The sequence below is a fragment of the Collinsella sp. An307 genome (assembly GCF_002161805.1).
Classification (GTDB): Bacteria; Actinomycetota; Coriobacteriia; order Coriobacteriales; family Coriobacteriaceae; genus Coprousia.
Map to the genome: position 1 here is coordinate 80533 of NZ_NFIP01000003.1, position 13168 is coordinate 93700.

Sequence of the window (13168 nt, forward strand, 5' to 3'; positions counted from 1 at the left end):
CTGTCAGTCAGGTGCTCCTAAGAATCGAAACGCCCCTAAGGGTCGAAACGCTCCTAGGAATCAAAACGCTCCGCCGCCTCTTGCAGAAGCTCGATGATGGGGAGGTGCTGCGGGCAGACACCCTCGCACTGACCGCAGGCGATGCAGTCGCTCGCGCGTCCGCTCCCTGCGTCGACGATACTCTGGTAGAGGCTCTTGGGGCTGCTGTCCTTGGGGTAGCGCCGCGCGATGTTAAGGGCGCGGAACACCTCGGGGATGTTGATGTGCTGCGGGCAGCCGTCGGTGCAGTAGCGGCACGCCGTGCAGGCGACCTGGGGCATATCGAGCATCTTCTTGACGACCTCGGCAAGAACGGTTTGCTCGTCTGCGGAGAGCGCCTCGAAGTGCGAGAAGGTCTCGATGTTCTCTGCCATCTGCTGGGGCGTGGACATACCCGACAGGATGGTCATGACGTCGTCGAGCGAGCCCACGTAACGTAGCGCCCACGAGGCAGGCGACGCGCCGGGGCGCGCAGCGTCGAGCATCGAGGCAAGCTCGGGATCGATGTCGGCGAGCTTGCCACCCTTCACGGGCTCCATCACGATGATGGGAATCTGCCGCTCGCGTAGGATCTCGTACAGACGTCCCGACTGGACGAGCGGGTTCTCCCAGTCGGCGTAGTTGAGCTGAATCTGGACGAACTCCACCTCGGGGTGACGATCGAGCACCTCCTCGAGAAGCTCAGGCGTGCCGTGGAACGAGAAGCCAAAGTGACGGATGAGGCCGGCGGCCTTCTTTTCGAGCGCCCAGTCAAAGCAGCCGAAGCGCTCATAGGTGTCATAGTTCTTGCCGTTCTCCACACTATGGAGCAGGTAGAAATCGAAGTACCCGGCACCGGTGCGCTCGAGTTGTTCGTTAAAGATGCGGTCGCGATCCTCGGTGCTCTCCATCGCCCAGGCGGGGAGCTTGGTTGCAAGCATAAAGGCGTCGCGCGGGTAACGCTCCACAAGTACCTGCTTGACGGCGTTCTCGGACGTGCCGCTATGGTAGACGTAGGCGGTGTCGAAGTAGTTGAAACCCGCGACAAGGGAGGCATCGACCATCCCTTTGACAGTTTCGATGTCGATGGCGCCATCCGTCTCTGGTAGACGCATGAGCCCGAATCCCAGCTTGGGCATCTGCGCGATCTCGGTTGCGTTCATGGAGACTTCCCTCTCTTGTGCTACGTATCCGATGGTACCCCGCAAACGGCGGGAGCATCGCGTCATGACGCGGACGTGTTCCAAGCGATAAACGCCCAGCGCATGATGCGCTCATGGTCGAGCATATAGCGGCCCTGCGGTTTGCCCTTTTGGCCGGGTTTTCCCGCGTCGGGGTTCTCGACCATGTGCGCGGCGAGGTAATTCCTGAGTTCGTCGACGCGCCCCTCGTTGCCGCCTTCGAGCATGCGCGAAAAATCTTGCACACCGTCTTCAAGCGAATCGAAGGTGTCACGCCTTGGCGAGGTGATGTAGCGCACCTCGGGATAGCGGCCGAGGCCTACGAGGATGTTGAAGGCGTAGACGTAGTCGCGGCTCTCGGTCACCGAGGCGCCGATTGCGGCCATGATGGTGGTGTCGACACGTGGGCTCGCACCGGTCACGAGCGTGATGCAGCAACGGCGTCGCGCGGATCGGTCGAGCTTGGTGAGCGCATCGGCAAGATCGCGCGTGGCGATAGAGCGGCTCGCAAAGGCCACATCGACCGACTTGGGCGCAATGCCCGCCGCCTGCCAGTCCTCGTCCCAGGCGAGCAGATGCTCCTCCACAAGGTCGCCAACCCCGTAGTAGGCGCAGCCATCAGCGAGGACGTCGAGCATGGCGCGCGAGAAGTCGCAGGCAACAACGGGATGTCCCGCCTGCGCGAGCGGGATGGCGAGTGTGCCGCCGCCACACCCCATGTCGAGCACGCGCTCGCCGGGGCGAAGCGCGGCGAGGTCAAGAAAGTCTTGGGCGTAGGGGTGCGTCTCACGCGGGCGGAAGTGCTTTGCGCGCCCGTCCCACCAGCTCGGATTGTCGGGGGAGCGCCGCATCGTCTGAAGCGCCTTCCACTCCTCATTCCAGTCGGTGGTGATGAGGGTGGCTTCGGGATTAGAGGCGCCCGAGACCCCCTGTGTCCCGTTCTGCTTGTGAAGCGGCATGAAACGCACTACCTCCCTGAGGTTGCCACGGTACAATAACCCCGATTATAAATCGCGAGCGAAAGCGAGCCGCATCATGGCTATCACTCCGCAAGAGATCGCCGAGACCCGTGGCATGGTTGCCGAGCAGAACCTCGACATCCGCACCATCACTATGGGCATCTCGCTTATGGGCTGTGCCGACGAGAACCTCGAGCGCATGGCCACCAAGGTCTACGACCACGTGACGTCAACGGCCGAGCACCTGGTCGAGACGGCAGAGAACCTCCAGCACGAGTACGGTATTCCCATCGTGAACAAGCGCGTGTCGGTCACCCCCGTCGCCCAGATCGCTGCGGCGTGCAAGGACGAGGACCTGACGCCGCTCGCGCACGCTCTTGACCGCGCGGCCGAAACCCTCGGCATCGACTACCTCGGCGGCTACTCCGCGCTCGTGCACAAGGGCATCGGCGACGCCGATCGCCGCCTCATGAACTGCATCCCCGAGGCGCTGGCGGCCACGAGCCGCGTGTGCTCGAGCGTGAACGTGGCGAGCCTGCGCGCGGGCATCAACATGGACGCCGTGCTCAAGGTCGCCGAGATTGTCCGTCGCTCCGCCGAGCTCACTGCCGATGCCGATTCCGTGGGCGCTTCCAAGTTTGTGGTCTTTGCCAACATGGTGGAGGACTCGCCCTTCATGGCGGGTGCCGTGCACGGCTCCGGCGAGGCAGACGCGGTCATCAACGTGGGCGTTTCCGGCCCCGGCGTCATGGCTGCCGCGCTCGAGGAGCTTCCCGAGAGCGCGAGCATGATGGAGGTCGCCGAGAAGATCAAGCAGACCGCCTTCAAGATCACCCGCGCGGGCGAGCTCATGAGCCGCGAGGCCGCGCGCCGCCTGGGCGTGGAGAAGGGCATCGTCGACCTGTCGCTCGCGCCTACGCCTGCCATCGGCGACTCGGTTGCGCGCATCCTGGAGATCATCGGCGTCGGCACCTGCGGTGGCCCGGGCACCACGGCCGCGCTTGCCCTCTTGAACGACTGCGTCAAGAAGGGTGGCGTCATGGCAACGTCGAGCGTCGGCGGTCTTTCGGGCGCCTTCATCCCCGTGTCTGAGGATGCGGGCATGATCGCCGCCGCCGAGGCCGGCGCGCTCACGCTCGAGAAGCTCGAGGCCATGACCTGCGTCTGCTCAGTTGGTCTCGACATGATCGCCATCCCCGGCGACACGAGCGTGGAGACCATCGCCGGCATCATCGCCGACGAGATGGCCATCGGCGTTATCAACAACAAGACCACCGCGGTGCGCATCATCCCGGCCATCGGCAAGGGCGTGGGCGAGTCCGTTGAGTACGGCGGTCTTTTTGGTCGCGCACCCATCATGCCGGTCAACAGTCATGCGGGCACCGTGTTTGCCCACCGTGGCGGCCGCTTCCCGGCACCGCTGAACTCGCTTAAGAACTAGGGGGTTCCATCTTAGGACGGTGCGCTGCAAGCGCCACCGGGGCCAATCATATTCCGTATCGAACGGCCGCCTTGCCAGAGGCGGCCGTTTCCGTATACGCGTGAGGTTTTGCCCATAGCACCCGGTACGGCGCAGCTCCTCGACGTTGGAATTGGGCGATTTGACCATCTTGGCAGAAGCGAATGTGACTAGCTTGGGGTGCTCGCCGATGGGATATTATGCGTCAGTTATAATATGAAAATAAATAATGAAAAACATTAAATAGTTGCTATAATCAAATTGAACATAGGCGGAAGGAGGAGTCATGACGACGAGCAACCTATTCGGGACCATGCATGTTGAGGAAGAGGTGCGCAAGCGCGTGCTCGTGCGCATTCGCCAAGCCTCGCGCATTGCAGCCGTGATATGCGCAGCAGGGGCAGTCCTTTGTTGTATGAGAGTCCTGCTGCCGGTCGTGAAGATGACGCAGGCGCTGTTGACCTCTTCGGGTGTTTCACTCGATGAGACGGCGGACGGAAATCGTGTCATCTTTATCGCCTCTCCTGTGATTGAGATATGGGATACGAACGGGCTTCTCGTTGGGGCACTCCATATCCCCGACTCGTTGGAGGCCTTGCTCGCAACGGCTGGATTGATTGTTGCGGCGCTTCTGTTTGCCGACATTTCTCGCACCGGCAGGCCGTTTGAGAAAAAAGCAGAGCGAAGGCTGAGACTTATCGGCATCACCTGTCTTCTGGTGGCGATTGTGCCCTCTGTAGTTGGTGGATTGTATATCACGCTTAATTACGGGCAATTCGATTTGGGCCTTTTGATAGCAGAGGGCGCCATACCGCGGGCTCAGCATTTTGCCATCGGTGTATTGGGCATCTTGATCCTTACCTTTGCACCTATCATTACGTACGGACAGATTCTGCAACGGCAGGACGACACCTTACTGTAGGGGACAGCCATGATTGTTATGAGACTCGATCGCATGCTTGCAGACCGCAAAGTGTCATCTAAAGAGCTTGCGGAGCGCATTGGGATATCGCCCGTGAACATATCGCGCATCAAGACGGGAAAGATCAACGCAATCCGGTTCTCGACGCTCGAGGCAATATGCGAGGTGCTTCGCTGCCAACCGGGGGATCTGCTCGAGTTCATCCCCGACGCCGAGGTTGCCAGTGTGCTCGGTATCGCAGCGCCTCACACGGAGGCGGCGCGCGTTCAAGCAACTGGGCTTGTGGTAGAAGGACCTGAGGCGGAGGGTACCGCCACGGGCGTTGTCCACGGCGATGCGGCAGGACCTTCTGCCGACATCGGTCTTGCGGGGGCATAAGCGCGAGCGGGGCGCGCTAGTCCACGGTGATGAACTGGTCCGCGATGTCGCGGTCCGACTGCTGGTTGTAGCGAGAGCGAACCCACGTGAGGACGCCCGCCTGCGAGAGGACGCGTTCATTCTCCGGCGTGTCGGCGATGCTTGCTATCGCCTTGTCTGCAAGCGGCAGGAACTCCCAATCGACAAGGGCGACGTGGCGCTTGAGGTGCTTGTCGCGAATCGCGCTCTTTACCAGTGATTTGACAGCGCCGCCATCGTTTGCATCACCGCCTTCGCGGAGGTAGCCGCGCCACGACGCTGCAAAGTCCTGTGCCAGGTCGCCCCACGGTCGCGTAATGTAGCCCGAGGTTACCATGTATGCGTTCCAGCGGAGATGCTCGAGTTGGCCAACGAGGTCCTGCAGGGTTGCACGGTCCTCATCGGTGGGCATGTCGTGCCCGCTGCGCGCGGCAAGGGCCTGCGCCTGCTCGTTCCAGAACAGACGCTCTGCACCGATGAAGTCGGCAGTGGCGCGGCTCGATTCGCGGTCGTAGAGGGTGAGTGCGGGGTCATTCCAGGCGTTTTGCGCGCGCGAGAGATAGGGCTCGTTGGCGGCATCGTCGAACAAATCGGGCTTGGCGGAGCTGTCCGCATAGCGGAGGTTCACCATCATGGCGCGGCGGTCGATAGAGCGGTGGAGCACCAGGCTCGATTGCATGCAGTCGGCGGTACTTCCGTAGATGAGAACGCGTTTGAGGTCCTCGGCATGCGCGCGCTCGCGCCCGCCGTAGCTGTTTTCCCATACAAAGCCGGGGTGCTCCGACTCGTCAAACTGCACATATACCGGTCTTATAGCCGGGCAGCGCCGCTCGAGCGTACGATGCCAGACCTCACGCTGGGAGGGCGCGCGCCCCTCGTCTGGCTCGGTGTTGATCACCAGCGTGACGCCGCCGGCGTCAAGCGGCGTCTGTTCGATCATGTCGAGCTTGCTGGAGAAGAAGGCAAACGTGGCGGGCGGCGTGAGACGCGGCTGCTGCTCAGCGGATTCGCTCGAGATGGTGGTCGCATCAAGTCCATCGGGGAAGAGCGCGGGGTACGCGCGCCTGAGGCGGCGCTCTATGCGGCCAGCCTTGGCGCTCGCGATGGCGATATGGGGCTGCCGCGGCTGCGCGGCAAGGTCGTCGCCTACCAAAAGCGCCTGACCGTTGCGCACGAGGTAGACGATGGTGAGCACCATGCGCTCGACGTCGTTGCCCATGACCATAGCCGTGAGAGGGTGGATGCCGATGCCAATATCGGCGCCCTGCGGCGGCAGGAGCTGGCGGACGAGCTGGCGCACCCTGATTTCCTCGACGCTATAGGAATAGAGGTCAGAGGGGTTATCGATGCCGCGCGGACTGCTGGGCGCATCGCTCGCGGGCTCCGCGCCGTCAAGGGCGCGCTCCCAGTCCTCGTCGCGCCACGAGGCCGCGCGGTCGGGATGATAGAGCGCAACGGTGACGCGACCGTTGCGAAAGACGGCGATGTATATCGACCGCTCACGCCCGCGCTTTTGCGTCTTGCCAGATGCTTTGCCAAGGTGACGTGCGATGGAGGCAAGCTCCTGCAGGGCGCGCTCGCGATCAGTTGCCTCGGTATGGCCGGCGGCGGAGATGCGCCAGGTCGCATGGGAGGGGTCATCCCCGCTCAGGCGGAAGATGATGGCTGGCGGGGTGGACGTCGCGCTCTCGCTCGCGCCGGTGATGAAGCGCTCGGCGTGTACCGCCATGGGTTCGCTCGCGTGCACGATGAGGACGTCGCCAAAATGCCCCTGCGTAAGGCTTAGGTGCGTCGAGAATCCGGTGAACAGCGTGAGGGCGAATTCCGCGGTAAGGGCGAGCGACAGGAGATTGCCAAGTTCAAAGAGTGCGTGCAAGGCGAAATGCCCCGGGTTGGCGGCAATCCAGGCGAGGCCAGCGGCGTCTCCTGCTGCATCGGGGAACAGGGCAAAACCGTTGCCACCCAGAAACGCCGCCCCTGCCATGCCGAGTGAGGTGAGTGCGGCGGTCGCCGAGGTGGCAAACGAGGAGAGGAGACTGGCGCCGGCAGCATCGGTCTCAAACAGGAGCTGCTTGGCAAAGCAGATAAGGGCGACGGCGATGAAGGTGGCGACAAACACCCGCGGCCGCCTGCCGTGGTCGAGCCGGTCATGCAAGAGATACACCGCTCCGACAACGATCGCAAGCGCCACTGCCGTGCCTAATACGGTCCCGATAATCGGCAGATTGTCCACAGTAAACCCCCACCTTGAGAAATACGCTTGCATCGCACGGCGCATCGCAGCACACCGTTCCCGTCAGATAGCTCTATCTTACGCGCTTGCCTACTGTCTGTCCGCCATACGACCCATATAGCAAAACGCCCGCTCACCGAGAAGGTGGGCGGGCGCTGAACGTCGAGGGTGCCCCCAGCGGGATTCGAACCCGCGATATCCACCTTGAAAGGGTGGCGTCCTAGGCCGCTAGACGATGGGGACAGGGAATCTGAGTATACCAGAGCGCGCGAGCAGGGCAAGCGCGGCAATTGAACCTACGCGACCGTCTCACCGAGCGCGGCGGCGATGCGGGCGGCATGGCGCTCGGCGGGGGAGAGCCGCTGGCGTGCCGAGAGGATGGTGTGCGTGCGGCAGTAATCGGTGCAGAGGTCGCAGCCGGCGCAAGCGTCTGCTTCGATGGTGCAGGTAGGCGGTGTGAACGAGAGTGCCGGACATCCGGTTATCTGGTTGCAGCGCTGGCAGCCCATGCAGGCAAAGGTGTTCACCTCGGCGGGCTCAAAGGCGTCGCGCATGAGCTGGGCGCAGGGCGAGACGAAGATGAGAGCATGCACGCCGGGTGCATCGAGCGCCTCAAACACAGCGCCCGAGCTCGCGAGGGTGTCAAAGGGGTCGAGCGCGCGCACGTCGGCGCAGCCAAGTGCGCGGGCACGGTCAGCAAGGGTGGCAAGCGCGCCCTCGGCAAGCGAGGCCTTGCTCGAGGCGAGCACCACGAGCAGTACTGTCTCGCCCTCGCGCGCCAAATGATCGAGCGAGCCGGCGGCGTCGTCTGCCAAAAGGGCCCGATCGGTCACAAAGTGCGCGCAGACGCGAGCGGGCGTATCCTCGTCGCCGGTGGGAACCTGCTGGCGGTAGCGGGGAAGGAGCGCCGCCTCGCCCCCGGGGCAGGTGGTTGCAGCCGGGTGCAGAGGGCCCACGGCGGCGCATCCGGCGTCTCCGCAGAACACGCGCCCTCGCCCGCGGCCAACGGCGTCTTTCACCACCACAAAGGCCGCGCGATGGGGGCATCCTGGGCAGGCAATGCCCGTCTGGGGCTTATGCATGGGGATCGTCCTTTCCGTCAACGGGCTCGCGCGAGATGAGCTCGAGGTCAAAGGTGAGCTTGCAGCCGGCCATGGGGTGGTTGAAGTCAAATACCGTCTCGCCGTCATCCTGAACGCGCACGACGCGTGCGAGCCGCTGCTCGCCCTCGCCGTTCATAAGGTAGATGAGCTGGCCCACCACAAGGTCGTCGTAGTTGGGAATCTCGACCGTCGGCATGGTGTAGAGGAGCTCCGGGCGGCGCTCGCCGTAGGCTTCACGCGGCTCAAGCGTGACGGTCTTCTTCTCGCCGGGTATCATGCCGGCGACGGCGGCCTCAAAGCCGGGAACGACCTCGTGGGCGCCCTCGATATAGGTAAGCGGCGCGCAGCCCTCGGTGGTGTCAAAAACCCCGCCGTCCTCAAACCGCCCGGTGTAGTGGACGGTCACTTTGTTGGTAAGGGAGAAGTTCGCCATCGTGCTCCTCGGTTGCAAATCATTGCCGGTAACTTATCCACTATAGCCCAAAGCAGGGCTTCTCCGCGCGAGGACCGAAGCATCGCAACGCAGGGGGTGGGGCCGCGGCGTGCGGCGGACGAGGTTGCGCTAGAAGCCGTTGCGTGCGGCGAAGGACTCCGAGCTGTCAAAGATGCCCTCGACGCCCTCTGCCCACGCGGCAAAATCCGGCGTGTCTGCGATGATGCCGTCCGCCTCCCATACGGCTTGGTGAGTGAGGTCCCACGAGGTCGTAGGCGCGGGGCGTACGGGCAGGTACGGGCCGAGGTAGGTTGGATTGAGCAAAAAGAATGCCCCGCCGTCGCAGCGCGCGGCAAAATCGCGCAGCGCACGTTTGGCGGCGCGCTGTTTATCGAGCTTGTAGAGCAGGATTGTGCGCGCAAGGAGGTACCAGGGCGAGTCGTCCACCGCAAGGCCGTCGGTCGCCGGCCCCGCTGCCTCGAGCTCGTGCACAAAGGAGAAGAAGCCCTCTTCGTCCTCAAGACGGGCGAGGGCGAGCAGGATGGTGCCCTCGGCATGGTTGGGATAGCCTGTCGCCACGCGCACCATGCGCGCGTAGGAGAGCGCCACGCGGTAGCGCGCGCTTGCAAGGCAAAGGCTCGAGAGCGCCTCGAGCGTATGCAGCCAGCCCACAACCTCCGGCTCGCTTGCCGTGCGCTCCGCCGCACTCATGCCGAGCTCCTCGAGTGAGGCCGTCGACCAGTAGTGCGGCGCCTCGAGGTCAAAGCCCTGGACGTTGGCGGTAAGGTGCGTGCGCACCGTGCCCTCGAGCTTGAGGAGATCCGCAAGGGCGCTGTCCAGGGGCACGTCGGCGAGCATGATGGTGCAGAGCTGCGCATCGATGCACAGGCGATCGCGCTCGGCAATATGGGCAAACGCGATGCGCGACTCGCCAAAGAGCTGGGCGCGCCGGCGCTCAAACTCCTCGTCGGGCAGGTCCTCCATATCTGCCATGTGCTTGCGCATGCGCTCGTGCGTCTGCATATAGGCAAGCAGCGCTTGGGCATGGGGCTCGGTTGCGTACTTCTCGGGCCGGGCGGCGATGTCGTCGTGGACAAGCGTACGTGCCGCGGGCGTGAGGTCGGGATGTGCGACGAGATAGCGGCGCTCGAGGTAGGCGCTCAGATAGGCACGCGGGTCCATCAGTTATCACCCCCGGGGCGCCCGCGGCGCACCACCCCCGGCGTTGGCACGTCGAGTGAGGAGAGCTCCTCCTGCACGAGCGGGTGCGTGGCGACCCACGTGGCGAGCGAGGCGTTGTCGGGCGCGCCGAGCCCCTCCTGCAGAAGCGGCGTGGCCTCCGAGAGCGCCAAGATCAGCTCGTCCTCGCTGCCGGGCAGCACATGCACACGTGCAAAGACGCCCTCGGGAAACTCCGCCTGGTAGTAAAGGGGCTGAGCGCTGCGCGGATACGTTTTCATAAGCGTGCGCAACGACCTTGTTGCGCCGGCAAAGTCGAGGTCGTGGTAGGCGCAGGCGAGCTCGGCGATAATCGACCATGCATCGAGGGTGCGCTCGGGCTTTGCCTGACGGCGCCTAAACGGTATGGGCGGCAGGTAGGCGGCCGCGTGCGTGCGTCTGAATTGGGCGAGCTCCTCACGCGTCGCCTCGAGTTTGGCGAGGGCGAGCTCGGCGGTATGACGCACCTCGCCCGGATCGTCGGGAGCCGCCTTGAGGCAGTCCTCGGCGCAGGTAAGTGCGAGGCGGTATTTGCCCGCAATGAGCGCGTGGCTGGCGAGTGCCCCGAGCCAGCGCAGGTACGGGCGTTGCCCGAGGTCGAGGGCAAACTCGCGGTCGTAGGGGTCGGTCGCCTCGGCGCGCATGCGCGCAAGGTCGCGCTCCACCTCGGGGCGGTGCTCGATCAGGTAGGCGACGTACTCGTCGTTGGACGCCGCGCTAAGGGCGGCGAGCATGCGCTTTGCGTCCCAGTTGCCGGGGTCGAGCTCGCAGGCCTCTTGGAGCTGGTGCTCGGCCTGCACGGTTACGCGCTCGGCCTCCGCATCGTCGGCAATAAAGGGGGCACGGTAGTCGACGGCCTCCGTCGCCGCGGCAACCAGATGGAACGAGCGGTCGCGGTCGTGCACGATGAGCTGCGCAGGGTCGCTATGGTAGGCGTCCATGCAGCGCTGGACAACGGCCTCGTTTTCCAGCGGATAGATGTGCTCACGGCGAAGCGTCTCGAGGGTGAGGCGCAGGCAATCTTCTTGTATGGGGTCGAACGCCATGGCGCCTCCCTTCAGATTCGTTTTAGCGGGACGCGCATCAAAGTGCAGTGCGGCTTGGGTCCCGTGAATCGGATAGCGTACCACACCAGTGTACGCGCTTCATGAAGGTTCACGGGAACGGCGCTGCTACATGAGCTGGGCGGCATCCGCTTCGTCCTCTACGACCTCAACCACCATGCCGTGGGGCAGGCACACGATCTGTTCGCCGGCAGAAGCGATGGGGTCGTGCTCAACGCAGACCTGGTTGTCGCAGTCTGCTCGCACAACATCCACCTTGCCTCCCGAGATGGCTACGTCATTGGTGCCCTCAGAGGTTTCTACGGTATAGGTGACCTCAGTGTTTAAGGGGTCGGCGCGATAGAAGCCCTCGCGTGTCTGACAGACGACCATGAGTGTATCTTGCGCAGGCGCAGGTGCGAGCGTGGTTACGGCAAACCAGACGAGGGCACCCGCTGCGGCGAGCGCCGCCACGGCGATGAGCACGCGATCTCCCGGCTTGAGTTTTGCCACGGTTCCTCCCCAAAATGCCTTACCGTCATCTATTTGCTGCCATCCATAGTACCCGTATCAAACCTTAAGCTTCAAAACCGCATAGAGAAGGCGTGCCGACGGTACAATCCCTAACGAAAGCCCTGCGCAGGTGCGGGGTACGGCGACGACGGCCCTTGGGTGGCCGGCGCGCCACGAGGGATGCCACGGCTCGGCCGGGCATCGGCAAGGAGGTTCCCATGGGACGTTTTACCAACCCGCGTGACCTGTATTTTGGCGAGGGCGCTCGTCATGAGGTGAAAAACCTAAAAGGCAAGCGCGCCATGATCGTCACCGGCGGCGGCTCCATGCGCCGCGGTGGCTTTTTGCAGGACGTTGAGGCAGACCTCAAAGAGGCCGGGTTTGAGGTCGAGATTTTCGAGGGCGTTGAGTCCGACCCGTCGGTCGACACGGTGATGCGCGGTGCCAAGGCCATGGAGGCCTTCCAGCCCGATTGGATTATCGGCATCGGCGGCGGCAGCCCCATCGACGCCGCCAAGGCGATGTGGCTCTTCTACGAGTACCCGAACGAGACCTTTGAGGAGGCCATCGTCCCGTTCAGCTTCCCGGAGCTTCGCACCAAGGCCCGCTTCTGCGCCATCGCCTCCACCTCCGGCACGGCGACGGAGGTGACGGCGTTCTCCGTCATCACCGATTACGAGAAGGGCATCAAGTACCCGCTCGCCGACTTCAACATCACGCCCGATGTGGCCATCGTCGACCCCGAGCTCACCTACACCATGCCCAAGAAGCTCTGCGCGCACACCGGCATGGACGCGCTCACCCACGCTATTGAGGCCTACGTCTCCACCGCGGGCTCCATGTTCACCGACGCTAACGCGCTGCATGCTATCCGCGAGATCGTCGAGTGGCTGCCCAAGTCCTACGAGGGCGATCACGAGGCACGTCAGCACATGCACGAGGCGCAGTGCATCGCCGGCATCGCCTTTTCGAGCGGTCTTCTGGGCATCGTGCACTCCATGGCGCACAAGACCGGCGCCGCCTTTACGGGCGATCACATCATCCACGGTTGCGCCAACGCTATGTACCTCGGCAAGGTCATTCAGTTCAACGCTAAAGACGCGCGTGCCAAGAGCCGCTACGCCTACATCGCGCGCGAGGTGCTGCACCTCGCCGGCGAGACCGAGGACGAGCTCGTGGCGTCCCTTGTCCAGTGCATCCGCGACCTCAACGACAAGCTCGACATCCCGCAGGGCATCAAGAACTACGGCCCCGGCGGCGTGAAGGCAGACGAGTCGGTGATTGACTACGCCGAGTTCGAGGAGAAGCGTGCTCGCGTTGCCGTCGACGCCATCGGCGACGCCTGCACCGGCTCCAACCCGCGTCAGCCCACGCCTGAGGAGATGGAGAAGCTCCTCGAGTGCGTCTACAACGACGTGGACGTGGACTTCTAAGCGAGGTTTCGGCTCCCACCGAGAGGCCCCGGAGGGTTCCCTTCGAAACGTCCTCGCCGCTTTGCGGCTGCGGAATGTTTCTCAGGGATACCCTCCGGGGCCTCTCTGCATTTCACTAGTGCTTGAGAGCAGGGCGCAGTCGATTGCGGCTCCCATTCTTTGTCATCGGAAACCCGGAAAAGTTGCAATTTTATCCGGAACAATGGCCGGAAAAGTTGCATTTCTATCTAGAACAGCTGCCTGAAAAGTTGCAAATC

The 13168-nt window shown here is 63.5% G+C and carries 12 protein-coding genes and 1 tRNA gene; 4 read left to right on the top strand and 9 right to left on the bottom strand.

All coding sequences use genetic code 11. The annotated features are described in order from the left end of the window. Nucleotides 1–53: 53 nt before the first annotated feature. Together B5F89_RS03475 and B5F89_RS03480 are read right to left on the bottom strand one after the other, a co-directional pair. The gene (locus B5F89_RS03475; RefSeq protein WP_087430415.1) at nucleotides 54–1181 is read right to left on the bottom strand and encodes an aldo/keto reductase; all 1128 of its coding nucleotides are present in this window, start codon (nucleotides 1179–1181) and stop codon (nucleotides 54–56) included. A gap of 62 nt (nucleotides 1182–1243) precedes the next feature. Further along, nucleotides 1244–2158 (bottom strand): class I SAM-dependent methyltransferase, encoded by a 915-nt coding sequence (locus B5F89_RS03480; RefSeq protein WP_087430416.1) that lies wholly within the window; start codon nucleotides 2156–2158, stop codon nucleotides 1244–1246. Between the two features lie 76 nt (nucleotides 2159–2234). Between B5F89_RS03480 and B5F89_RS03485 the strand changes: the two genes are divergently transcribed. The 3 genes from B5F89_RS03485 (at nucleotide 2235) to B5F89_RS10345 (ending at nucleotide 4917) form a co-directional block, all read left to right on the top strand. Next, on the top strand, nucleotides 2235–3599 hold the full coding sequence (locus B5F89_RS03485; RefSeq protein WP_087430417.1) for a PFL family protein: 1365 nt from the start codon (nucleotides 2235–2237) through the stop codon (nucleotides 3597–3599). Between the two features lie 304 nt (nucleotides 3600–3903). After that, the gene (locus tag B5F89_RS03490) at nucleotides 3904–4539 is read left to right on the top strand and encodes a hypothetical protein (RefSeq protein WP_087430418.1); all 636 of its coding nucleotides are present in this window, start codon (nucleotides 3904–3906) and stop codon (nucleotides 4537–4539) included. Between the two features lie 9 nt (nucleotides 4540–4548). Further along, nucleotides 4549–4917, top strand: coding sequence for a helix-turn-helix transcriptional regulator (locus B5F89_RS10345; RefSeq protein ID WP_204230566.1), 369 nt, complete (start codon nucleotides 4549–4551; stop codon nucleotides 4915–4917). Between the two features lie 16 nt (nucleotides 4918–4933). Here the strand turns inward: B5F89_RS10345 and B5F89_RS03500 are convergent, their stop codons facing one another. The 7 genes from B5F89_RS03500 to B5F89_RS03530 form a co-directional block, all read right to left on the bottom strand. Then, nucleotides 4934–7168 carry a hypothetical protein gene (locus B5F89_RS03500; RefSeq protein WP_143758333.1) on the bottom strand — a complete coding sequence of 745 codons (2235 nt, stop codon included), beginning with the start codon at nucleotides 7166–7168 and terminating at the stop codon, nucleotides 4934–4936. 169 nt (nucleotides 7169–7337) lie between these two features. Then, a tRNA-Glu gene (locus tag B5F89_RS03505) sits at nucleotides 7338–7411 on the bottom strand. Between the two features lie 53 nt (nucleotides 7412–7464). Beyond that, on the bottom strand, nucleotides 7465–8250 hold the full coding sequence (locus tag B5F89_RS03510) for a hypothetical protein (RefSeq protein ID WP_087430420.1): 786 nt from the start codon (nucleotides 8248–8250) through the stop codon (nucleotides 7465–7467). Continuing rightward, complete coding sequence (locus B5F89_RS03515; protein WP_087430421.1) at nucleotides 8243–8704, bottom strand: FKBP-type peptidyl-prolyl cis-trans isomerase; 462 nt, start codon at nucleotides 8702–8704, stop codon at nucleotides 8243–8245. Before B5F89_RS03515 ends, B5F89_RS03510 begins: the two co-directional genes overlap by 8 nt. 129 nt (nucleotides 8705–8833) lie before the next feature. After that, nucleotides 8834–9886: a hypothetical protein gene (locus tag B5F89_RS03520; protein ID WP_087430422.1), complete on the bottom strand. Its 1053-nt coding sequence runs from the start codon at nucleotides 9884–9886 to the stop codon at nucleotides 8834–8836. Next, nucleotides 9886–10968 (bottom strand): hypothetical protein, encoded by a 1083-nt coding sequence (locus B5F89_RS03525; RefSeq protein WP_087430423.1) that lies wholly within the window; start codon nucleotides 10966–10968, stop codon nucleotides 9886–9888. The genes B5F89_RS03520 and B5F89_RS03525 overlap by 1 nt, the downstream gene beginning before the upstream one ends. Nucleotides 10969–11094: 126 nt before the next feature. Then, complete coding sequence (locus B5F89_RS03530; RefSeq protein ID WP_087430424.1) at nucleotides 11095–11478, bottom strand: NusG domain II-containing protein; 384 nt, start codon at nucleotides 11476–11478, stop codon at nucleotides 11095–11097. A 218-nt stretch (nucleotides 11479–11696) separates the two neighbouring features. On the opposite strand from B5F89_RS03530, the gene B5F89_RS03535 reads away from it, so the two are divergent. Further along, nucleotides 11697–12911, top strand: coding sequence for an iron-containing alcohol dehydrogenase (locus B5F89_RS03535; RefSeq protein WP_087430425.1), 1215 nt, complete (start codon nucleotides 11697–11699; stop codon nucleotides 12909–12911). Nucleotides 12912–13168: the final 257 nt, after the last annotated feature.